The following is a 22,784-nucleotide window of genomic DNA, read 5'->3' on the forward strand; positions in this document are numbered from 1 at the left end:
TCAGAGACCTACATTTTAAAATCGTCCATATGATCGATATATACCTTGTCTCTGTTCTCAAGCTCCCGTACGACTTTTTTATGTTTTTCTTCATCTAGGTTATAAAAATTAATATCCACCATCGCTAAAATCAGTAAGCATACAGGAATCACCGTTGTCGTGATTAAAATGCCCAGTAATGCTTCTGGTGTTTGCATTTGATTCGCAATATAGCCAAAGCGATCGAGTACAAGCCCTGGCACAATCCCGCCTAATGCCATTCCAAATTTAAAGAAGAATCCGATGATGGCATAGATGAGTCCACCCATCCTTTTCCCTGTTTTATATTCGCCATATTCAACGGTTTCAGGAATGAGCGCCCACATGTAAGCACCGGCTGTAATACTTCCTGCAGCTGCAACGAGCCTGAAAATAAGTATTAAAGTGATTTGACTCGGCGGTATCACAAGTAATGCAAGAAGTCCTACAATATTCAGCAATAATGAATAATTCAGCAACTTTTTCTTTCCTAACAGCTTGTGCAGTTTTGGAATAAACGGCAGCACCATTAAAGCAGGCAGACTCCCAATGAGTCCGTACCATTTCACTAAATCTTCTCTGCCGAGGTTATACGTCACATAATAGATCCCAACAGAGTTGCTGATCGAGTTCACGCCAAAAATAATAATAAAGAAAATGCTTAATACAACAAGCGGACGATTCACACGTAACTGGACAAAGATATCACTGAACTTAATTTTTTCCTCCGGCTTTTGAAGCGTGACACGTTCATTCGTGCTTTTAAAACAGAAAATAAGTAATGCACCGCCAAGAACGCCGAGAAAAGCCATCGTCATCTGCCAGCCGAGGGCTGTATTTCCTGTTTTATCACTCAAAAAAGTCGCAAGAAAAGGAACAAAAAAAGCAACAACTAGACCTCCGAGATTAGCAAAAAGCATACGAACAGACGTAATACTGACAACCTCTTGGTTATTTCTTGTCATTGCGGATGTTAAAGCACCATAAGGAACATTGATGAATGTGTATGTAAGCGATAAACCAACATACGTGATGTAGGCATAAACGAGTTTACCCATTTCAGAAAGATCAGGTGTTGTAAAGCAAAGGATGGCGAGTACCACAAAAGGAAACGCCCCGAATAACAAGTAAGGTCTGAACCTGCCAAAACGGCTGTTCGTTCGATCCACCAATGCACCAATAAACGGATCTGCAAGCGCATCAATGGCCCGAACAACTAAAAACATCGTCCCTGCTGCTGCCGCTGATAAACCATACACATCTGTATAAAAAAATAATAGATACGTAGAGACAGTTGCATAAATTAAGTTACATGCGAAATCTCCTGAAGCATATCCCACTTTTTCAGACATACGAATCTTTTTTAAATTCTCACTTACCATGAGCTTTCTCCCTTCTTCTCTTAGCCTCTTCTAATGAACAGATGATGGAGGGCAGCAGCAGTCAATGCAATGAATATAAAGCGCTTTCAATTTGTTGTGAAAATGAAGCTGAACATCTAACCCTTTCAGCTTAGCCCACATACGCAGCAAATGATTTGAATGACAGAATCATCCCCTTCAATAGTCGGATCATCACTTAGAACTCATCTTAGTTTATCGACTAAACAAACTAAGATGAGTTCATTTTATAAAATCTGATCTGACTTTTCAATATTTTTCGAAAAAATAATCCAAATAATTGATTTCTTGTCATTTTTCTGCTGAAATGACGTGAAAAACTGAAGTGAATCATTTAATGGTTGCAATTCAGCTCATCCCATGCTATATTTATCAAGCGATGAGCTGAATTGTGTAAGTCGGGTAACATGTCTCCTTGAGACACACACGAATGTGGCGTGTGGTTATTCCGCCTCAATACGCAAAAGACATCTTCTCAGGAAGATGTCTTTTTTCTTATCCTATTTTTGTCCCATTTTCAACAGGCTCATCTGTTGCTAGTAATACTACGTCTTCTTTTGACGGCATGCCCCCTAATACAAGCACTTCTGATTTGAACCCTGCAATTCTTCTTGGCGGAAAATTGACGACTGCTACGATTTGCCTGCCAATGATATTCTCAGCTGTATACCGTTTTGTCAGCTGAGCACTGGATTGTTTTAGACCAATCTCTTCACCAAAATCAATCTTGAGTTTTAATGCAGGTACTCTTGCCTCTGCAAAGAATTCTGCTTCGATAATCGTCCCAACACGAATATCTAACGCTAAAAACTGTTCAATATCTGCCATCTGATTCTCTCCTCTTCATTCAAGGGTAAGTTCATTTACTAGAGACATCCATTGTTTTTTCATTGTAGCACATTCATTTCGTAAAAAAAGTGAGTCAAAAAGCCGATTCATCGCAAAATCCAACCTTTAGTTTACATAATAATTTTATTGTCTTGTATTAAATGTTTGCATCCTGAAAATGAATTCAGTAAAATGGCAAATAATCCTACTGCTTCCTCCCAAATATATTGGGGAGGGGTTAACACTTGTTTACATTATCGGATATGTGGACATTTTGCTGGTCGTTTTTCGTCATTCTTCCTATCGTTGCCATCTTGCATCAGGTTGGCCATATTATGGTCGCGTGGATGTTTGGCGCAAAGGTTTCTTTTGCTCTTGGCAGAGGCAAAAAAGTATTGAAAATAGGCGTTGTTGAAATTAGACGTATCTATTTTCTAGATGCATTTTGCCATTATGAAGAAATGAGGAAAAATAACCGATTCTCGCACATTCTTGTCTACCTAGGCGGATCATTATGCAACCTGCTCAGTGTTCTCATCCTGAATACAATGATCGCCAATGATATCCTGCCAGAACATCAATTTTTCTATCAATTTGCTTACTTCTCTGTCTACTATGTATTTTTTGCACTGCTGCCAGTCCAGTATGCAGATCATCATCCGAGTGATGGGCAAGCGATTGTGAACATCATTCGGCACGGTGAACCATGTGACATCATTGACTAACAGGATGGCTTCCGGCTGTCAATTTGATAATGAATCGTTAAAAAGGGAATACCGAATAGCTTCATTTGATGAACTGCTGTGAGACTTTTATCTGTCTCCGGCTTCATATGAAAGCTTTCTTCCATTGGCAGTTTCATGGTGATAAAAGGCGTATGCAAATACAATCCTTCGTCACCGGTACTGCCTTTTGGACATGCACTTTTTAAGAGAAAGTCTTCCTTTTCATTAAAAGGTTTTAAAATGGCGGTCATCTGAGAATATGGAAGCGGCAGCGCAATATTCATATAGCCCGCAGCTGCATCGTGATGATGAGCATAAAGTGCAAAAAAGACCTGCTCCCCTTTTTCGTTGTGACGAATCCACGCCCTGACTTTCTTTCGCTCTTCTTTAGGATGTTGAAATGTAGTCAGACGTCCCTTCATTTCATATGGGATACGAGATGTTCCTAAATAGAGCTGCCCTATTTTCTTAAACATGGGCTGAAGTAAAAAAACAAACGGCCTCACCCACCAATGAAAACAGACTGCTGATTTTAACGTAAATGCAGTCGGATTTTCATAAAACCTCCGAATCACAGGTGATACCCTTTCAGCTGAAAACGTCGTTCCATTTAAATCATCAAGTGAATCGACTAAACCGAGCTTCTCGCGATCATGCATTCTTTCCTTTTGAAAAGAGATCTTATGAAAACGGCCATGCACGCTTGATATCGGAAAGTTCTTCTGTTTCAATTGATCCTTTGGCCCTTCGATCAGCCATCCAATCAGACCTGGTAAAATCACAAAAAAGGCATTGATACTGCCATGAAACCAAATCATCTGATCAATACTGATATAGGTCACGTGCATGAGCATGCCGGCAGAATATAGAAGAGATAGCACGATCGTCGCCATTAAGATGCAGCTAGAAAACACAACCAGCCTTTTTGCCACAGTCGATCGAAACCTTGTTCTCATACAAAGAATGCCGTACAAATAGAGTGCAATGACATATAGCATAACGCTGAACGTATCAAATAGACGGGAGAAGCTAATCCCAACAGCAATCATCACAGGCGACAGCAAAATCACCCAGCCTGCCCCTTTGTATAAAGCTGTCTCTTTTTCTCTCTGTCTCCCTAATAATCCATAGAAAAGCGGGATAAAAAAAGCAGAGTAATGAAAATGAATAGCAGTCAAAAGCACGATGATTGGTGAAAAGGTCATCACCTGTATATCTGCTGTATACAGCCAAAACCAAAGCCCGCCTAAAGCGAGATACATCCATGCACCATCAATCATCAATTCATGAAGCGGAACGGTTCCCCTTTTCAGCAAACGAGTAAAGCCATATAACGCCAAAATGATCGTATACAAAAACCATCCCGATGCAAACAAAGCAGAATGATAGATAAATGCAGCCGTTGCACAAAAAGCAGCTAATGGAAAGGCTTTCATTAAAATACCGAGCAGTACTCCCGGCTTACTCTCACTCTCTTCCTTCGCAAAAAAAGCTAACACTGCAGGAAGGAAAAACAGAATCGCTATCAGTACAAAAAACTCTGCTATCGGACCTGTCATCAAACGGGCGGCGATAAAACAACACATGAAGAGAAGGCTTGATATCAAGTGCCATTTATTCATCATGAGACTCCACCCTTTCAGTAAATCGGCCTTTATATGTAAAAAGAGTGCCAAACAGTCGATTTTTCACATGCACATGAATCGTATACTCATCTGTACGCTCGTCGTAGCCTTCTGTGACATCTGACTCACCATAAAGCCATGAAGGCAGCGGCCACTCACGTCCAAACATCAACAGTTTCTGCTGGCCGGATTGAATGTGAAGGAACCCATACTTTGTTACTGTAAAATGAAGCTCTGACATAAGAAGTCGAGGCTTTCCAAAATAGTCTAGTACTTTATGACTCTTCTCATCAATGATCATATCTGCATCAAAGTGCCTTTCCTTCTTTGGGAAATAAAACGTACGGAACCAGTGCATGCCTTCCTCTCCCTTATTTGTCATAAAGGGTTTATTCACAATTCGGAAGGGAATGTTTTTTCCTCTCTCGGGGAAAAAACAGCGAAAGTGTGGACCAATTTTGAAGAAAAATCGAATGAGCCTCGTTCCGCCGCCTATTTCCTCCATAGTGCCTTCAGCGGTAAACGCACGGTTGTATCTCTCTTTTAATTTTGGATGAAGCTTATCGTAATCCTTTACTTGATGACGATGAACGACCATGTCTACCTCCCCTTTTCCGTTTGATCGAAAATACATCTATACAATCTTTTAAATTAATCATTCCTCCAATGGATAGAATCAAAAATGCACTCATCACAAGCGGCTCATGAAGTGTCGATTGTGGGGATACAATCCCGATACAAAGCATCATCAGCAGAAACACGCTTTGAAGAATGAACAGATATTTCTTTGATAGCTTAGGTATCAGCCACGATACGCCTATCAGGGCATAAAACAACCGAAATCCGGTGCTATGATCAAAAGCGGAATGTGAAAATGGGATGACCGCTTGGCATAGCCAGACGATGGCAAACAGCAAACAAATTCCATAATGGGCAAGGGTTCTCTCCAGTAACAACCGAGGGTGCGTTCCCTTTTCAAGCCACGTCTTTAGTGCGCCAAAACTAAAGGCCGTCATAAATCCCATCATCGGGCGAAAAAGAAATCGATCTGCCCACGCCCATCCTTTTCCTTCTTTCGTTTTGTAATCAAATTGAGTTTGAAACACAATATGATCGTTCGTTTTCACATATTTCCAATAGCCGCCGCCTTCTTTGATAAAAGACAACGGGTGTGACGATTTAAATTTCAGCGAGGATGCCCGTTCATTCCGTTCATCCATCATTCTAGTTCGATATGCTCCTGTCCCTGTGACACTTACACCAAATCCAAGATGCTTTTCATACAAAAAGGTTTGGGGCTGTTCATCTTGAGGTTCATTTAATGAAATGGTTGAAAAGCGCAAATCCCACTGTTCATGAAGCTTTGGATTTTGCGTATATTCCCATACTTTCTCTAAAGGTGCATGAATGGTTGTTTCCACATAAACAGGCTTTCTTTTCATCTGCCTCTACTCCTCTATGTGAATTATTTCACATAATAAGCATACCATGTTTCACAAAACTGTCAAATCTTTATTCATTTTTTCTTAAAAAATTGTGCCATTTATGATATCGGTTCGCTGCAAAAAAAAGACCTGTCATATAGACAGATCTTCTTTTTGCAATACTCCTGTGATATAGAGCCGAACCGCATAGCTCACACTTTCTTCAAGCTGTTCTTTTCGTTGAAATCCCTTTTTATTAGAAATATCACCGAAGCCGTGCAGTAAGCTTCTCAGTCCTCTGACAACATGCGTCATTTCCTCTTCCTTTACACCAAAGCGTGACATAATGGATTGAACAAACTGAACAAGGCGCTCTGCTGCAAGTCGTACTTCTTTTTCGTTCATATGTGAAAAGGCAGCTTCATAAAGACCGGGGTGTTCTCGGACAAATTGCACATATTGTCTGGCAAAGGCTAAAACAGCTGCTTCTTTTTCCAGCCCCTCTGTGACTTGCATCCCTTCCTCACAAAGCATGGACAGCCCCCTTACTGCGAGTGCTGCCTGAATCTCATGAAGGCCGGATACGTGATTGTAAAGAGAAGGCGGTCTGATGTTCAGCCTTTTAGACAATGTAGCAATGGTCAAAGCGGAAAAGCCCTCTTCATCAACAAATGCTGCCGCTGTATCCATAATTTTTTCTTGTGTAATTCCCATTCTTGGAGACACGGTTTACTGCCCTCCTTTTTTTAGCTGGTGCTGCCTTTTACGGACGGCAGCTTGAAGCTTTTCATGAGGTTCTATCATAAGGTCACCATGTCCGGCAGCAAGACAGGATAAGCGCAGCGCTAGTAATTTTTCAGCGCTTTTTAGTGCTGTTTCTGCATCCCATGTGGCAAATGCCGGGAACGGAAAGCTCCACCGAAACTCACCAGTTACCGATAAGCCGCCTTTTGTCACAAGTGCATCACCTGCAATGACAACTCCTGACTTTTCATCGTATAAAGAAATGCTGCCAGGTGTATGGCCAGGTGTTGCAATCACTTTGAAGGGCCCAATCTCATCTCCTTCTTCGACAAGCACATTCGGTTTTGTATGAATATTTTTCATAAAACTGCCTTTGATTTTTTGCTGGGGTTCACTAGGCAGCAAGGAAAAGTCACCTTCAAAAAGGCGGGCATCACGTTTTGATAAATAGACGACTGCCTCGGGAAAAGCCTTTTTCACCTCATCTAATGCACCGATATGATCCATATGGCTATGAGTGAGAATAATCTTATGAATTGGTTTGTTCTTTTTACGGGCAAATTCGATGATCGAGTTCGCCGCCATTTTTAAAGCAGCATCAATTAAAATGAGTCCTTCCTCTTCCTCAAATACATAGCAATTTACCGGAAATAATCGCGGCATCAATGTAAGCTGGTGCAGACGGTCAAAAGTTGTTAATCTCATGATTGCCCTCCTAAAACTAATGTCGTTAGTTTTATATTAACTAATGGTATTAGTTTTAGCAAACATTTTTTCATCCACCGCAATATAAATATCAATTTGCGCTTCTTTTGGATCAATAGATCTTTCATCATACCATTCAAAATCACCTGTATAAGTGCGGTATTGTCGCTGATCCCACGTCCAAATCTTGTGCCATGCTTCAAGCACAACCTCTTCAATTGGTCCCTTTCTCGTTTGAAATCTTGCGTAGGTGGACGCAGGAATCTCTATGACATGATCTCGATGCTGCCTCGCGAACTGCCCAGCCGTGAATAAATACGAGCCATGTTCATCTTTTTCATAATCTGAATAAAGCCCTATGACTGGGGCTTGTCCCCCATGAAGCTGCTGCGCAAAAAATTCCTGCCAAAGCGGCGCAATCTTCCGCTCTTTTGTTTGCTCTATTTCGTTTGTAGTTCGAACAGACAACCCTTTGATCCATTGTTTTTCTAATGTCACGATATCGTACATACATTCTCATCTCCTTTTCTCCCATCATATAAAAAGAAACCTGACAACTGTGTGTCAAGTTTCTAATCTCTTCATAAATTGTTTTAATTTGAGATCAAACGCTTCCTTGATGTGCTGAGGTGAAAGAATGTCGACGTCCGGTCCTAAATGGAATAGGAAACTGTGCAGCCAATCATCTTGCGGCACGGTCAATGCTGCCAAATAGGTTCCATCTGAACTGACGATCAATTCGTTCTCATCCATCCATTCCTTCACTTTGCCAACTGATGCTTCCGTTAACCTGAGCGTGAGCGTTGTGACTGAAGGTTCTTCATGCCAAGAGTCATTCCAAGGCTTCTCTTCATTTTTGATTCTTTTCGGCCTGAAATATGCTGAAATGGTGATGAGGTCTGTCATTCTTGTCAGCTTGAACAGACGAAAAGCTTTTTTCACACAACAGAACGCATACAAATACCAATGCCTTCCTTTTAAGACAAGCGTATAAGGCTCCACTTTCCGTGGAAGTGTTTCACCTTTTGCATTGCGATAAGTGAACTGGATGAATTGATGCGCGGAGGCAGCGGTATGGATCAGCTGCAGCTTCTTCTCAGCCTGGCTGTCTTTCCCCCATGAGCTTAAATCAATAAAGACATGGTGCTGTTTCTCACTTTCATGAGTTTGTCGCGGAATAAGAGATTTGATTTTTTTCAGTACATGTTCACTTTCTTTAAAGGAATATGCACTCGTCATGCTTTCAAGAGCTGTTAAAATAAGTTCAATGTCATCATCGGTAAATAATTTTTTCTCTAAACGATAGTCGTCAACAAGCGAAATGCCTCCACCTGCTCCTTGTATTGTCACAACAGGAATCCCGGCTTGATTGATGGTCTCAATATCGCGATAAATCGTCCTCACACTCACTTCATGAAGTTCAGCAAGGTCTTTCGCCTGGACTTGCTTCTTGCTAATAAGCAGCATCACAATAGACAAAATACGATCGATTTTCATGCCTTTTCCTCTTTTTCATAAATGTAGGTTTTGATTTGATAAAAAAAGAAAGAATGGTAAAGATAAGGAACAGCCAGCATTCGTTTACATCCCTGCACATGCAGGAGGAGGTTGCATCATGACACATCACGTGTGGCAATTATTCATAATCGGAGGCATTATGCTGATCTGCATCATCTTTCGAATGAAACGTATGAGACGCTATCAGCTTGTGCGCCCAATCAGTCTTTTGATGAGAATGTATGTATTTGGACTCACTGCCCTTATTCTCTTATTAGAAGGCTGGCAAAATCACAGCATTTTCATCTATGCCGCTATTGGTATGCTCTTTGGAAGCAGTCTGGCCGTTCATGCCTATGAGACGATCCGGATGAAAGAAGAAAATGGCCGTCTTTATGTGAAAACGAGTAAATGGATTGAAAGCTTCATTTTATGCTTATTTTTATCTAGACTTAGTTTTAAGCTGGGTGAGCTGACAAACTATTCGCTCACAAAGATTGGTGTCGTTGAACTGTATCAGCATATTGTGAGTGATGATGCCATGACCATGCTCAGCTTTTTTCTGTTAGCTGCTTACTATGTCGTTTTTTCTTATCAAATGATGAAAGCAGGTAAACGATCAGCACATATGCATCATGCGTAAAAACCTTCCTATATGAGTAGGAAGGTTTTTATTAGTCATGCTGCGCATGGTGAATCATTTGTTCAAGTACTTCCATCACATGCTGATCTTCAGGGCTGTAAAAAATCGATGTCCCTGCTCGTCTAGATTTCACGAGACGAAGGTTTTTTAAAAAACGGAGCTGATGAGAAACAGTTGATTGCATGAGATTCAGCGTTTCCGCGATATCATTGACCGAGTATTCACCTTGAGACAGCAGGTGCAGAATGCGAATACGTGTCGGATCAGATAAGGCTTTAAACGTTTGGGAGACAAGAAATAAGCTTTCTTCATCCAGCTCCATCCGTTCCTGTTCTTGATTTGTATTCAGTTCTTCCTTCATTTCGCTTCACCTTTCTTGTTAGTCAAATCACGACTTATTCTATGTATCATCATATACTAAAACGTGCGGCGTGCAAAGCGGGCACACTTTAGAAAAAAGATTTATTCAAATAGCATTGACACTTGGTAGCATTCTTTTTAAAATGAGCATTATTTATTCATTTTTTTAGAGGAGCTGATAGGCAAATTGACTGAAGAGCCAAGACTAAAACGCAGCCTGACTGTCTTTCCACTTGTTGTGATCGGGCTTGCTTATATGGATCCACTTGTCGTATTTGATTCATACGGCATTGTTGCTCAGCTGACGAAAGGACACGTAGCTGCAGCTTATATATTTACGCTGCTTGCATTACTATTGACAGCGCTTAGCTATGGGAATATGGTGAAGGCTTTTCCAAAAGCAGGATCTGCTTATACATATGCGCAAAAAAGTATTCACCCTCATGTCGGCTTCCTTGTAGGCTGGACACTTTTACTGGATTATTTATTTCTGCCTATGGTGAATTTTGCGATCGGAAGTGCTTATTTAACCGCAGCCTTTCCTGATGTACCTCATTACATTTGGATCATCATACTTGCTATCGCCATAACGACTGTCAATGTAATCGGTATTCGGCTTACAGCCAACATAACGGCGCTATTTGTGACGTTTCAGGTCATTGTCGCCGTCACCTTTGTTGGGTTTGTTATTTATGGGCTCACGCAAAACGCTGGCAGTGGAGAGTTATTGTCAGCCCGGCCTTTTTATTCAGCGAGCTTAGATCCAGCGCTTATTTTTTCAGGAGCGACCATTTTATGTTTCTCCTTTCTTGGATTTGATGCCATTTCGACGATGTCTGAGGAAACCATTAAACCAAAAAAGACGATTCCGCTTGCCATTTTCTTAACAGTTGCGATTGGAGGCGTACTTTTTACGTTGACGTCTTATTTTTTGCAGCAGGTGTTTCCAAATTTTCATCAGTTCAAACATCCTGATGCAGCCTCACTTGAAATTGCAGAATTCGTGGGCGGCGCATTTCTCCACTCGTTCTTTTTAGCTGGCACAATGGTCGCTGTCATTTCTTCCTCCTTATCGTCACATGCGAGTGCAGCAAGGCTTTTATATGCAATGGGAAGAGATCAATCGTTACCGAAGCGTTTCTTCGGGTATATTCATCCGACATTAAAAACCCCTGTTTTTAATATTTTATTAATCGGGGCTTTCTCCTTAACCGCAGTCGTTGGCGAACTTGAAGTCATTTATTCCTTTATCAGCTTCGGCGCGTTAATTGGATTTACCTTTGTGAATTTGTCTGTTTTTGCGTACTTTTTCGTCAGACAAAAACAAAGAGGTGTTCTGAATACATTGAGATATGCAGTGATCCCTCTATGCGGGACGGCGTTTTGTATTTGGCTGTTAACGAGCATCAGTACAAATGCATTAATCATTGGCATGATTTGGCTGATGATCGGTTTTATTTATTTCTGCTTCAGGCTGAAAACAAGGTCTGAATTTACGTTTGGATATGATTGATTATAAGGTTTTCACTTGGTATCCTGCTTAGGATATGTCATAATAAAAAGGCTGTACTTCCCTTTTAAAAGCGGGGCAAAACAGGGGTGAACTGACCTTGAAAAAGAAAAAAACAGGATGTTTTGCCATTTCAGGCTGTTTCACGATTTTTCTCTTTGTTTTCGTATTAGCAGCCATTGCCATCTCCTTTAATCAAAAGGAGTTAAAAAAGCTGCCGATTGATACGGAATCAATTGTTTTGTCGAGATTGGATGATTACAAACCGCTTGTAGAAACAGAGTTAAGAGATCAAGATTTAGATCAGTATACCGCGTTAATCCTCGGTATGATGTATCAAGAATCAAAAGGCAGAGGCGGAGATCCAATGCAGTCCTCTGAATCTCTTGGTTTGAAACGAAATGAAATCAATGACCCTCAGAAAAGCATTAAACAAGGAGTCCATCATTTTTCGACTATGTACAAGCATGGGAAGAAAAAAGGCGTTGATTTGGAAACCATTATTCAAAGCTATAACATGGGAATCGGCTATATTGATTTTGTTGCAAAAAACGGGGGAAAACATTCCGAGAAATTGGCAAAGCAATACTCCAAAAAGCAAGTGAAACGAAACCCCAAGGTCTATACGTGCGGCGGCAACAAGGATAACTTCCGCTATCCGTATTGCTACGGTGATTTCACTTACGCTGAAAAAGTAAAAGAAAAAACGAAAACAGTTGAAGAAAAGATGAAATTGGCTTCATCATCCACATCATCATCGTAAAAAAACACTTCCGTCAAGGAAGTGTTTTAGATTGTTGACAAAGGGCTAAAATGATCTTGATTTTAGCCCTTTGTCTTCTTTTCAGCGTGATGGAAAACCTTTGCATTCTAGGAAGGACGAGTACCGGAGCGGAGCGAATTTGACAATCGTGAGCACCGGCACGCAGACCTGACACCGAATGCGAGGGTTTGTCTACATGCTGAAGCACTTCCGTCAAGGAAGTGCTTTTCATTTTATCGCTGTTCTTTCCCAATTTCCGGGAGGATCGTTTTTGCTAAATGCTGATCCATTTCCTCATACTCATCATAATGAATCGTTTCATACAACTCTTTTCTCGTTTGCATATCCCCAAGTATCCCCTGCTGCGTTCCCTTTTCCATGATTTCTGTAAATAAACGCTCATACGCTTTTGCAGCGACTCTGAGTGATGACACAGGGTAAATGACCATTTGAAAGCCAAACATTGAAAATTCGTCTGCATGATAATAAGGCGTCTTGCCAAACTCCGTCATATTGGCAAGGAGCGGACCTTTAATATTGTTTGACGCATGCGTGAAGTCCTCTGCTGTGATGAGTGCCTCAGGGAAAATAGCGTCAGCTCCTGCTTCTACGTAAAGATTGGCCCGGCGGATGACATCCTCCATTCCATTTACTGACTTTGCATCGGTTCTCGCAATCACCAAAAGCGTTGGTGCCGCTTGTTTGATGGCTTTGATTTTTGCGACCATTTCTTCTACTGGAACGAGTGATTTCCCATTTAAATGCCCGCATTTTTTCGGCATTTGCTGATCTTCAATTTGAACAGCTGCCACCTTGCTTTCAACCATTTCTTTTGCCGCTCTTGCTGCATTTAAAACACCGCCATAGCCTGTATCCATATCGACCAAAAGCGGCAGCTGGGATGCTCGAATAATCTCCTTCGCTTTTTCAGCCATTTCTGTTGAATGGATCATGCCGAGATCAGGCAGTCCTTTGCTGGCACAAAAAGCGGCACCTGATAAATAGAGTCCTTGAAAGCCCATTTTTTTTGCATAGAGCGCAGACATTCCATCGTGAACGCCTGGAATTTGAAATAAAGCTGATTTGTTCATTTGTTCTTTAAAGGCTGCGGCTAAATCAGCCTGACTTCTTTCTTCATTCACGATCCACACGCTAGCTCCCCCTTATATAACGAATAAGTCCATAAATGCTGGTACTGTTGTTGTTTTTAATTGATTTGGATTTTGGCAGAGTGACACAATTTGATCTACTTGTTTTTGTGGAAATCTTGTCTTCAAATGATAGATCCACTTCTTTTCAAGCAGCGGAATGCCTTCCTGTCTTCTTCTACGATGACCAAGCGGATATTCAATTTCAATTCGGTCTGTCATCGTCCCGTCTTTAAAGAAAATTTGTACACAGTTTGCAATTGATCTCTTTTTCGGATCTAAATAATCCTCTGTATAACGCTTATCCTCTTTCACAACCATTTGATCACGCAGACGATCAATGGCCGGATTTTGCGCCGTTTCTTCTTCATAATGGTCAGCTGTTAGCTCACCATAAATCAGTCCAATGGCTGTAATATACTGCAAGCAATGATCACGGTCTGCCGGATTATAAAGCGGCCCTTTCTTATCAATAATCCGAATCGCTGACTCATGTGTCGTAATCTCTACCCGGTCAATTTCATCTAAACGATCTTTTACCGCGTCATGCAGCATCACAGCCGCCTCTGCAGCAGTCTGCGCATGGAATTCAGCAGGATAAGCAATTTTGAAAAGAACATTTTCTATGACGTATGATCCAAGAGGCTGGGCGAGCGTAAGTGGTTTTCCTTTCATAAGAACATCTTCAAAGCCCCACTTCTCTGCACTAAGCGGCGTTTGATAGCCCATTTCCCCTTTTCGTGTCATCATTGCCAGTCTCACTCCGCGGCTTGTTGCATCCCCTGCTGCCCATGATTTCCTAGATCCTGTGTTTGGGGCGTGGCGATATGTTCTAAGCGGGGAATTATCAACAAACGCTTGTGATAACACATGCTGGACTTCTTCCTTTGTTCCGCCAAGCATTGCACATACAACTGCACTTGTTGCCACTTTGACAAATAGCACATGGTCCAATCCATTTCGATTCAGACAATTTTCTAAAGCGAGCACACCTTGAATTTCATGTGCCTTGACGATTGCATGCAGTACGTCATTCATCGTTAGCGGCTCTTCTCCATTTGCAAGGCGAGTTCTGCTGATATAATCACTTACAGCTAATATTCCGCCTAAGTTATCTGACGGATGGCCCCACTCCTGTGCAAGCCATGTGTCATTATAATCTAACCAGCGAATCATACAGCCAATATTAAAAGCCGCTTGAACAGGATCTAGCACAAACGAAGTGCCGGGAACTCTTGCTCCGTTAGGTACGACTGTTCCAGGTACGATGGGACCAAGGTGCTTCGTACATTCTGGAAAATTGAGCGCAAGCATTCCGCACCCGAGCGTGTCTATGAGCACATAACGCGCGGTTTCAATGGCCTCTTTGCTCGTAATTTCTCCGTCTACTGCATAGGCAGCAATTTCTTCTAATAGCTGATCTGTTTGATTGGCGACTGCTGTTTTGTTCATATTCATTCCCCCGTTTTTCCATCATCATTTGAAACCTTTAATCCTCTTGGCCCTAAATACCGGACTCTCGGTCTAAAAATGCGATTATGCAAATGCTGTTCAATAACATGAGCGGCTAATCCACTAGCCCTTGCAGCAAAGAAAATGGGTGTATAAAGTGAAATAGGAATTCCAAGCACGTAATAAATAGGAGCGGCGTAATAATCAAGATTCGGATAGAGGTTTTTCTGCTCTTTCATGTATGCCTCTCCTGCTACACACATGTCATATAGCGTTGTATCTCCCTTTGATTCAGTAAGCGTTTTCAATGAACGTTTTAAAAGAGCGGCACGCGGATCCATTTTTCTCATGTATACTCTGTGGCCAAAACCCATCATTTTTTCTTTTGCGGCTAATTTTCGTTCAATGAGCGCAAGAAATCCTTCCGTTGTTTTTCCTTCAAGAAGCATGTGCATGACAGCTTCATTTGCTCCTCCGTGGAGGTCACCTTTTAATGAAGAGATCGCTCCAGTAAAAGCACCATACATGTCAGAATGCGTGGATGCAATGACTCTAGCTGCAAACGTTGAATTCGGCAGCTCATGTTCACTATATAATGTAAGTGTTTGGTCAAAAGCGGTGATTTCGTCTTGGGTCGGGGTGCGTCCAGTTAGCATGGATAAAAAGTTTTCAGTGTAGGATTTGGTCTGATCTGGAGAAATAGCGGCGTCTTTTGTGAGAATATGATAGCTTCCAGCAACAATGGCCGGCAGCTGGCCTAGTAATCGAACTGCACGCTTCACTTGGCACGCTTCTGATCGATCATGTAATGCATCATCGTACCCTGCAAGAGCAGATAAGCATGTTCTCATCGCATCCATAGGGTGAGTGGTTTTTGGCAGCTTCGTTAAAATGGTTTGAATGGTTGGATGTAAGTTCGTTTGTGAGGATATATCTTGCTGAAATTGGTGATATTCCATCGTATCTGGTAATCTTCCATAAATAAGCAGATAGGCTGTTTCTAAATATGTCTTGTTTTGTGCTAGCTCAATGAGGTCGTACCCGCGAATCACAATTTCCTCTTGCTCCACATCTAAGTATGATATGGATGTTTCGCTTGCCACAATGTCTTCAAGCCCCGGTTTATACTGCAATTGTTCAGTCATCATATAACCCCCGTTTCGTCCAATTGTTGATCTCCAAACGAGCAAACGGCCAGAAATGATGTGAATCTATAGATGGGAAGATACCGTGCAAGTCGGATATCCAATTTCCATTCTATCCAAAGCACTTCATCTTGTAAATAAAAGAACGTATGTCCAGTTGGACATACGTTAGCTGTAGTATGGAGAAATCATGATATAGACAATGACGCCAGTGAGACTAACATAGAGCCAAAGCGGCATCGTCCAGCGGGCAATTTTACGGTGACGCTCAACCTGCATCTGTGCGCCTCTAAATAGTGTAATCAATGCAAGCGGTACAATAATTGCTGAAAGCACAATATGTGTAATCAAAATAAAGAAGTAAATTGGACGGATGATCCCTTCTCCTCCGAAGTGTGTATCAGCTGCCATTGAATGATATGTCACATAGGAAATTAAAAAGACAAGTGTTGTTGAAAATGCAGCAAAGATAAATCGTCTATGTGCTTTAATGTTCTTTTGTTTAATCATAATGAGTGCTGAAAGTAAGAAGATAAACGTAAAGCTGTTCATCACGGCATTCAGTAAAGGAAGAAATGTAATGTCCAGATGACTAAATTTATCTGTTTTTGGCATTAAAAATAATAAAGCGATTAATCCGTTTATGGCAATTGTTAAAATGACAACAATGCCGGTGAAATTTTTCGGTTTTTGATTCTGTTCGTTCATGTTTGAAAACCTCTCTTTATTAGTTCCGACTAAGAGTATGTTATTTAACTTTCTCTATAAAGTCAATGAATTCGCTGTCTTCGTCGAATTTTAGACAAACTTGCCGATTACTGGCGTTCTAACGGCTTGAAAGATCCATCCACTTCCTTTAGAATTGGAATTTATGTGGTTTTTATGATTTCTTATATGAAAGGAGTAATGGACTTGTCAATCTTACAGGAAACAACCAAAGATGTGAAGACGTTAGAGCAAGAATTACAGCAATTGCAGTTCCAAATGTATCGAATGCAAGAAAATATGAAAGATATTTCGAAAAAAGCAAAGATCATTGGCATTGATCAGGCGAAAGAAGATGAATGGATGATTGTCTCTGCCATTGAAAGTGCTGATACATGCAAAATCATGCTCAGCGATTGTGAAAAAGCTTTTCGCGGACAATCTGATTTTTCCTTAATCGCGGAATATCCTGAAGAAGGAAAGATTCATATTGCTGATATTAAAGGCCCTCCCGATAATGGATACGGCTCAATCTGCATGAAGCATTTAAAAGAAATCGCAAGAGAGCAGAACATTCCAGTCATCACAGGTGACCTCGTCAAAAGAGATTGGAATCACGTGGACCGCTTGATTCACTTTTATGAAAAGCACCAATTTGATGTCCAAATTAATTGGGAAGAACAAAGCGGGGAAATTTATTGGGTGGACAGCTAACGCCAAAAAACCAGCGTGTGTGATAGAATATACGCTGGTTTTTGTCGAAAATGCAAATTTTTCTGAAAAATATGTGTTTTTTTGACCAAAAAAAGGGTACAATAAAAGCATCAGGCCGCCACCTGATGCTTTCTTCCAAAAAACAATAGATTACTAGTTAAGTACTTTCACTTTGACTGATTTTACGCCCCAATTTTTTGCTTGGGATTTGCTTGGTACATGTACATCAATTTTGTTACCTTTAATTGCGCCGCCAGTATCTGCTGCGGTAGCTTCACCGTAGCCTTCAACATAAACCTTACTTCCTAATGGAATGACATTAGGATCTACTGCAATGACTTTCGCATTTGGGTTTTTGTTTAAGTTTACCCCTGTTGCAGTGATACCTGAGATGCCACCATCATTTGCTGTATAAGCCGTAGCCGTTACAGTCAATTCTTTTTGTACACTTTGACTAGCAGAAGATGATTCTGCTTTAGCTGTTTCCTTTTTAGGAGCAGCTTTTTGTGTTGTTTGCTCTTTTTGGACAGGCTCCTGTTTTTGTACAGGCTCTGAGCTTACCGGAGCTGAGCTTTGACCAGCAACACTTAGTGTTGAACCAGTCACAATTATATCTGAGTTTAAGTTATTCCAAGACTTAATATCGCTAATTGACACATTGAATTTTTGAGCGATTTTCCAGAGGCTGTCCCCCTTCTGGACTTTATACTGCTCCTGAGTTTTCTCTTTTGAAGAGATTGTCAATTTATCACCTACATAAATCATGTCTGTAGATAAATTGTTCCAACCCTTTAGGTCCTTTAGAGACACATCATTTTTTTGAGAGATTCCCCAAAGTGTATCACCTTTCTTCACAGTGATTTCCTTTGCAGAAGCTTGCTGTGCTCCAAATGCTGTTGTTGAGATTGCTGCAACAGCAACCAAGGACATAATAGTCTTCTTCATAAAGTAAATCCTCCCTTGTTAGCTTTTTATGGCGGCTAACGAGTGCTATCGTAACATATGTAAATGTCAATTCAATAACAAAACGATATGTTTTAGATTACAGTTCCTTTACATGAAACATCTCTCTCCATTGGTAAATCAGACCACAAAACAGCTCAATTACCCGCCATATCAAGGTTTTGAAAGAATCAGAAACCTCCTGTTGAAAACGTGTCCAAACGCAGCGAAAAAAATTTATTTTTCTTCTTCAACCTCTTTATTTTTCTCTTTTTCTATAAATAAACGGATTTCTTCTAGAAAAACATCCCCGTATTTCTCTCTTTTTTGAGCGCCTATTCCCTTAATATGGAGAAGTTCTTCTTCTGTTTTAGGTTGAACAGCTGACATTTCCTTCAATGTTTGATCAGAAAATACAACAAATGGCGGAACGCCCTGCTCTCTCGCCAGCTTCATTCTCACCGCTCTCAGCTGCTCAAATAATGCATCGTTTTCTTGAATCGCCTCTCTTTTAACTGCCTGCTTTTTATACACAGCCTCTTGTCCGACTAACACTTTCTTCCCTTTATGTGTCACTTTTAATGTTGGGTAAGCCCCTTCAGACATGTGCAAATACTCTTCTGTAATTAGGAATTCGATGAAATCACTGATTTGCTGGGCTGATTGCTGCTTCATTAAAGCGTATGTAGGAAGACGGTCGAAACCAAGATCAAGCACTTTTTTATTTTTAGAGCCTGCCAGTACTTGAGCAATCATCATTTTTCCAAATCGCTCGTTCATTCTAACCGTACACGATAAAACCATTTGCGCTTCTCGAGTGACCTCTTCACGCTCTCTTTCATCAAGGCAATTGCTGCATTTTTGGCAAGGAGTACTTGTTGATTGATCAAAGTAGTCCATTACAAATTGCTGCAAACATTGCTCAGTATGACAGTAATCCACCATTTGTCTTAGTTTAAGCAGTTCATGCTGATAGCGCACTTCATCTTCTGTTGACTGTTCAATGAGGAAGCGCTGCATTCGTACGCCCTGCGGCGAAAACAGTAAAATACATTCACTTTCAAGACCGTCTCTGCCTGCGCGCCCAGCTTCTTGATAGTAGCTCTCAATATCCCTTGGAATTTGATGATGAATGACAAAACGGACATTTGACTTATTAATTCCCATGCCAAATGCAGATGTAGCGACCATGACCTGGATGTCATCATTTAAAAACAGGTTTTGCTGCTCTTCTCTCACATCGTCATCTAACCCGCCATGATAAATGCCAGCTTTGATCTTTTGTTTCTTTAGCCGATTGTAAATGTTTTCAGCTTCTTTTCTTGTAGCTGTATAGATAATGCCGGACTCAAGCTTGTTTTTCTTCATATAATGTGTGATAAAGCGGTCACTATTTTCTCCTTTGACCACCTGAAAAGACAAATTCTCTCTAGCAAACCCAGTAAAGATGGTTTCTTCTTCGTTCATGCCAAGCTGTTCACATATATCTCGGTGGACCTTTTTCGTGGCTGTAGCCGTTAGCGCGACTATCACTGGCCTTTTTGTCAATTTATCTAAGCATTCTTGAATAAAGCGATAGCTTGGCCTAAAATCATGCCCCCACTCAGATATACAGTGCGCTTCATCAATTGCGATTAAAGGGATCGTTAACCGATCAAGGAGCTGAAAAAAACGTTCATTTTGTAAACGTTCAGGTGTGATATAAAGCAGCTGATATTCCCCATCTGCACATTTTTTCAGCCTTTTATTCATTTCAGCTGCAGAAAGTGTGCTGTTTAAAAAGGAAGATCGTATGCCCATCTCATTTAGCGCATCGACTTGATCTTTCATTAAAGAAATTAGCGGGGATACAACGATCGTTGTTCCTTCCATCATCAGGGCAGGAATCTGGTAACAAACCGATTTCCCTCCGCCTGTCGGCATAATACAGACGGTATCCTTCTGTTTGTTTACAATCGATTCAATGGCTTGTTTCTGTCCCTGCCTAAAGGTGTCAAAGCCAAAGTATTGTTTCAGGAGTGCTTCTGCTTGTTCTAACATCCAATTCCCTCTCCGTCTTTTGTTTTGTCTATTTTAACATACATTCCTTCTTCATCCGGCGGTCTGTGCAATTTCGTTTTTTCACAAAATAAAAAGCCATTTTCCGAAATGGAAAATGGCTTGAATCATCCTAGGAAAAGCTGCGGATGCCGTAATCTAAGTAAGAAAGTTTTAAACCACCACTCCTCAAAGTGGGTGTTTGCAGAAACGTTCCTGTCTTCCTCTCTAGGAGGCATGACATTCCGGCTTCAATATAAAACTCCCTATTACAGCTTAAAGGTTAAAACTTAATTAACATTACGCGCATCGCAGCCTTTAAACTATACTACACGAAAGTTAATTAAATTTCAAGAGATCTTTTTTCTTTGAAATACTCATTTATACAAGATTTTTGTCCACGAGTACATATGGAAACATTATTCTGAAAAAATTTAACCTTCTCATATATTGCTATTTTTCTTCCTCCACATCAACATCCTGCTCTTCCTCGAGTCTTTCATACGTATCTGAATGCATTTGATCCATTGTTTCTCTATTCGTTAAATCACGCATTTGATCGGAGAATGAACGGTCAAACTCGTTTGGATCTTGAGTCGTTTCCTCATTTTTCTTTGCATCAATTGAATAACGTGTATATGGAACTGCTTTTAAACGCTCATATGGGATCTCTTTTCCTGTTTTCTCACAAATCCCATATGTTCCGTCTTCCATTCGTTTCAGTGCTGCATCGATTTCACCTTCAAGTTGATCATCGACTTGATCCAGCGTTTGTTCTGTCATGCGGTCTAAATAGATGCTCCCATGATCAGCGATATGATTCCCAACACCATTTGATATCTCACTCGATTCAACGAGCATCGATTCTTCTTTCTTTTTTGATCCCTTCACATCTTCTTTTAGTTGAATCAATCTTTCGTATAAATCAGCTTGTTGTTCTTTCGTTAAGCCCACGGTCAATCACTCCTTTCTCATTACCTTCCCGCTGGAAGGGAAAAGAAAACATCAAAAAAGCCGCCGCCTATTTGGCAGCAGCTTTTTTCTCTTACAGATGGCGAAGTGCTTCTTCGATTGGTTTATCGCCTTTAATCAAGTCAAAGGACTTATTTTTCACATTCGATTCTGTTAAGCTCTCCACAAGAACAATGGCTACGTCCTCTCTTGAAATCTCGATGTTCTGATCATCTGGAATATGCTCGGCAGCTTTAATCTTTCCTGTCTTCTCCTTATGCAGCAAGGCGCCCGGGCGGACAATCGTATAGGAAAGACCAGACTGTTTTAAGTGTTCATCAGCTTTTCTTTTCGCTTCATAATAAGTTTCCATACTTCCTTGCCCTTTTCCCTGGTTCGGGTCATCGGCATTATAGGAACTGAGCATAACAAAATGCTGGATGTTTTCTTTTTTCGCTGTATCAACGAGGCGTTTTGCCCCTTCTTGATCGACCGCAATGGTCTTATCCGCACCTGTTTTTGAGCCTGAACCAGCTGCAAAGATGACAGCGTCTGCTTGTTTCACAGCATCTGTCACATCTTTTTCAAGATCACCGATGACAGGTGCTGCACCAAGTTCTTTTAGCGCATCTGCTTGTTTTTCATCTCGAATGAGAGCAAGCGGCTCATGTCCTTTTTCTTTTAAATAACGAACGACAAGTCTTCCTGTATGTCCATTTGCTCCTGCAACTAACACTTTCATAGTTCATTCTCCTTTCTGTATCTGTTTCATCTTTAACCTTTTTTGCTATCATTCAAACACTTAAGCAGAAAAAAGCCCCTCCCATCAGATGGGAAAGGCTCAGAAATGTGCGATCTATGAAAATAAGAACGAAGAATGAGAAAAGTGCATATGATCTATGTAATCGCAAGATTGATCAGCAAAGATGTTTTGTCAAAATGGCTTGCACATCACTCAAATCAGTCTCTTTGGAAAAGTCGAGTTCAAATACTTTTGAGCTTGTGACAAGCAGCATACCTGTGTCCTGATCAAACACGCCAGCTTCTTGAATGGCAAAACTTTCAATTGATCGATACGGCAAGGAGACCCTGACTTTCTTCTTAGAAAATACGCGGTTATCGCCAAAGATCAGTCGTTTATTTGTAAAGCAAATTTGGTCGTGACGCAGTCTGTAAACAGCCTCAATTCTTTCCCCTTCAATCAATAAGGATTCGAATTTCTTATCATTTTGTTTACTGACAGAAAAAATACCCACGTAAACCCCCTCTTCCTGCATCAAATTCCTTTATGACAAAACGGCCACACGGCTCTGTGGGTACGTTTTATTCTCACTTATAGAATACGCTATAAATGATCGTTATTCCATTACGAATAGATTAAATTTCATTTAACTTTTTCTTTTTGATCCGATGCTCTTTCCTCTATTTATTTAGACTGTTAAAGCAGG

Annotated in this window: 24 protein-coding genes and 1 other RNA gene; 5 read left to right on the forward strand and 20 right to left on the reverse strand. The window is 40.8% G+C overall.

The genetic code is table 11. From position 1 onward, the window contains the following. Positions 1 to 8: 8 nt before the first annotated feature. Together ACN6NB_RS09290 and csaA are read right to left on the reverse strand one after the other, a co-directional pair. Complete coding sequence (locus tag ACN6NB_RS09290; RefSeq protein WP_058837906.1) at positions 9 to 1,400, reverse strand: MFS transporter; 1,392 nt, start codon at positions 1,398 to 1,400, stop codon at positions 9 to 11. 513 nt (positions 1,401 to 1,913) lie between these two features. Further along, on the reverse strand, positions 1,914 to 2,246 hold the full coding sequence (gene csaA / locus ACN6NB_RS09295) for a chaperone CsaA (RefSeq protein WP_039179228.1): 333 nt from the start codon (positions 2,244 to 2,246) through the stop codon (positions 1,914 to 1,916). Between the two features lie 245 nt (positions 2,247 to 2,491). On the opposite strand from csaA, the gene ACN6NB_RS09300 reads away from it, so the two are divergent. Next, the gene (locus tag ACN6NB_RS09300; protein WP_039179231.1) at positions 2,492 to 2,971 is read left to right on the forward strand and encodes a hypothetical protein; all 480 of its coding nucleotides are present in this window, start codon (positions 2,492 to 2,494) and stop codon (positions 2,969 to 2,971) included. On the opposite strand, the gene ACN6NB_RS09305 is transcribed toward ACN6NB_RS09300, so the two are convergent. The 7 genes from ACN6NB_RS09305 to ACN6NB_RS09335 form a co-directional block, all read right to left on the reverse strand. Next, on the reverse strand, positions 2,968 to 4,596 hold the full coding sequence (locus tag ACN6NB_RS09305; protein WP_228280261.1) for a YndJ family protein: 1,629 nt from the start codon (positions 4,594 to 4,596) through the stop codon (positions 2,968 to 2,970). The genes ACN6NB_RS09300 and ACN6NB_RS09305 overlap by 4 nt on opposite strands. Then, complete coding sequence (locus ACN6NB_RS09310) at positions 4,586 to 5,194, reverse strand: DUF4166 domain-containing protein (RefSeq protein WP_039179234.1); 609 nt, start codon at positions 5,192 to 5,194, stop codon at positions 4,586 to 4,588. The genes ACN6NB_RS09305 and ACN6NB_RS09310 overlap by 11 nt, the downstream gene beginning before the upstream one ends. Continuing rightward, complete coding sequence (locus ACN6NB_RS09315; protein ID WP_039179237.1) at positions 5,157 to 6,038, reverse strand: membrane protein; 882 nt, start codon at positions 6,036 to 6,038, stop codon at positions 5,157 to 5,159. Before ACN6NB_RS09315 ends, ACN6NB_RS09310 begins: the two co-directional genes overlap by 38 nt. Before the next feature lie 135 nt (positions 6,039 to 6,173). Further along, a complete protein-coding gene (locus ACN6NB_RS09320) occupies positions 6,174 to 6,746 on the reverse strand; it encodes a TetR/AcrR family transcriptional regulator (RefSeq protein ID WP_058837910.1) in 573 nt (190 codons plus the stop codon). A gap of 3 nt (positions 6,747 to 6,749) precedes the next feature. Continuing rightward, positions 6,750 to 7,469, reverse strand: a complete 720-nt coding sequence (locus ACN6NB_RS09325) for an MBL fold metallo-hydrolase (RefSeq protein WP_474253330.1) — start codon at positions 7,467 to 7,469, stop codon at positions 6,750 to 6,752. 36 nt (positions 7,470 to 7,505) lie between these two features. Further along, positions 7,506 to 7,979, reverse strand: coding sequence for a GyrI-like domain-containing protein (locus tag ACN6NB_RS09330; protein WP_039179246.1), 474 nt, complete (start codon positions 7,977 to 7,979; stop codon positions 7,506 to 7,508). Between the two features lie 54 nt (positions 7,980 to 8,033). Then, on the reverse strand, positions 8,034 to 8,966 hold the full coding sequence (locus tag ACN6NB_RS09335; RefSeq protein ID WP_151284353.1) for a helix-turn-helix transcriptional regulator: 933 nt from the start codon (positions 8,964 to 8,966) through the stop codon (positions 8,034 to 8,036). Positions 8,967 to 9,084: 118 nt separating this feature from the next. Here ACN6NB_RS09335 and ACN6NB_RS09340 point away from each other — a divergent pair, with 118 nt between their 5' ends. Continuing rightward, positions 9,085 to 9,609: a CcdC protein domain-containing protein gene (locus ACN6NB_RS09340; RefSeq protein WP_126681691.1), complete on the forward strand. Its 525-nt coding sequence runs from the start codon at positions 9,085 to 9,087 to the stop codon at positions 9,607 to 9,609. A gap of 31 nt (positions 9,610 to 9,640) precedes the next feature. Here the strand turns inward: ACN6NB_RS09340 and czrA are convergent, their stop codons facing one another. After that, a complete protein-coding gene (gene czrA / locus ACN6NB_RS09345) occupies positions 9,641 to 9,970 on the reverse strand; it encodes a Zn(II)-responsive metalloregulatory transcriptional repressor CzrA (protein WP_024422670.1) in 330 nt (109 codons plus the stop codon). A 186-nt stretch (positions 9,971 to 10,156) separates the two neighbouring features. Here czrA and ACN6NB_RS09350 point away from each other — a divergent pair, with 186 nt between their 5' ends. Next, positions 10,157 to 11,482, forward strand: a complete 1,326-nt coding sequence (locus tag ACN6NB_RS09350) for an APC family permease (RefSeq protein ID WP_039179257.1) — start codon at positions 10,157 to 10,159, stop codon at positions 11,480 to 11,482. Positions 11,483 to 11,579: 97 nt separating this feature from the next. Then, positions 11,580 to 12,242 (forward strand): lysozyme family protein, encoded by a 663-nt coding sequence (locus ACN6NB_RS09355; protein ID WP_144490246.1) that lies wholly within the window; start codon positions 11,580 to 11,582, stop codon positions 12,240 to 12,242. 233 nt (positions 12,243 to 12,475) lie between these two features. Here the strand turns inward: ACN6NB_RS09355 and prpB are convergent, their stop codons facing one another. The 4 genes from prpB to ACN6NB_RS09375 form a co-directional block, all read right to left on the reverse strand. After that, the gene (prpB, locus tag ACN6NB_RS09360; protein ID WP_099663407.1) at positions 12,476 to 13,393 is read right to left on the reverse strand and encodes a methylisocitrate lyase; all 918 of its coding nucleotides are present in this window, start codon (positions 13,391 to 13,393) and stop codon (positions 12,476 to 12,478) included. Positions 13,394 to 13,405: 12 nt separating this feature from the next. Further along, positions 13,406 to 14,842 carry a bifunctional 2-methylcitrate dehydratase/aconitate hydratase gene (locus ACN6NB_RS09365; RefSeq protein WP_144490247.1) on the reverse strand — a complete coding sequence of 479 codons (1,437 nt, stop codon included), beginning with the start codon at positions 14,840 to 14,842 and terminating at the stop codon, positions 13,406 to 13,408. A 2-nt stretch (positions 14,843 to 14,844) separates the two neighbouring features. Then, entirely contained in the window at positions 14,845 to 15,987 is a 1,143-nt protein-coding gene (gene mmgD, locus ACN6NB_RS09370; protein WP_047203849.1) for a citrate synthase, read from the reverse strand. Between the two features lie 168 nt (positions 15,988 to 16,155). Then, entirely contained in the window at positions 16,156 to 16,695 is a 540-nt protein-coding gene (locus ACN6NB_RS09375) for a DUF420 domain-containing protein (protein WP_024422676.1), read from the reverse strand. A gap of 198 nt (positions 16,696 to 16,893) precedes the next feature. On the opposite strand from ACN6NB_RS09375, the gene ACN6NB_RS09380 reads away from it, so the two are divergent. Next, a complete protein-coding gene (locus ACN6NB_RS09380; RefSeq protein WP_039183160.1) occupies positions 16,894 to 17,406 on the forward strand; it encodes a GNAT family protein in 513 nt (170 codons plus the stop codon). Positions 17,407 to 17,559: 153 nt separating this feature from the next. Here the strand turns inward: ACN6NB_RS09380 and ACN6NB_RS09385 are convergent, their stop codons facing one another. From ACN6NB_RS09385 to ACN6NB_RS09410, 6 genes are all read right to left on the reverse strand, one after another. Further along, positions 17,560 to 18,351: a LysM peptidoglycan-binding and 3D domain-containing protein gene (locus ACN6NB_RS09385; RefSeq protein WP_039179273.1), complete on the reverse strand. Its 792-nt coding sequence runs from the start codon at positions 18,349 to 18,351 to the stop codon at positions 17,560 to 17,562. A gap of 234 nt (positions 18,352 to 18,585) precedes the next feature. Further along, positions 18,586 to 20,388 (reverse strand): DNA helicase RecQ, encoded by a 1,803-nt coding sequence (gene recQ / locus ACN6NB_RS09390; protein WP_039179275.1) that lies wholly within the window; start codon positions 20,386 to 20,388, stop codon positions 18,586 to 18,588. A 133-nt stretch (positions 20,389 to 20,521) separates the two neighbouring features. Next, positions 20,522 to 20,706, reverse strand: a non-coding RNA gene (ssrS, locus tag ACN6NB_RS09395) — 6S RNA. 132 nt (positions 20,707 to 20,838) lie between these two features. Further along, positions 20,839 to 21,339 (reverse strand): TraR/DksA family transcriptional regulator, encoded by a 501-nt coding sequence (locus ACN6NB_RS09400; protein ID WP_126681689.1) that lies wholly within the window; start codon positions 21,337 to 21,339, stop codon positions 20,839 to 20,841. 91 nt (positions 21,340 to 21,430) lie between these two features. Next, positions 21,431 to 22,078, reverse strand: a complete 648-nt coding sequence (locus ACN6NB_RS09405; RefSeq protein ID WP_144490250.1) for an SDR family oxidoreductase — start codon at positions 22,076 to 22,078, stop codon at positions 21,431 to 21,433. A 175-nt stretch (positions 22,079 to 22,253) separates the two neighbouring features. Then, positions 22,254 to 22,592, reverse strand: coding sequence for a PH domain-containing protein (locus ACN6NB_RS09410; protein ID WP_024422682.1), 339 nt, complete (start codon positions 22,590 to 22,592; stop codon positions 22,254 to 22,256). Positions 22,593 to 22,784 lie beyond the last annotated feature (192 nt).

It is taken from the genome of Bacillus sp. 11B20, from assembly GCF_056098985.1.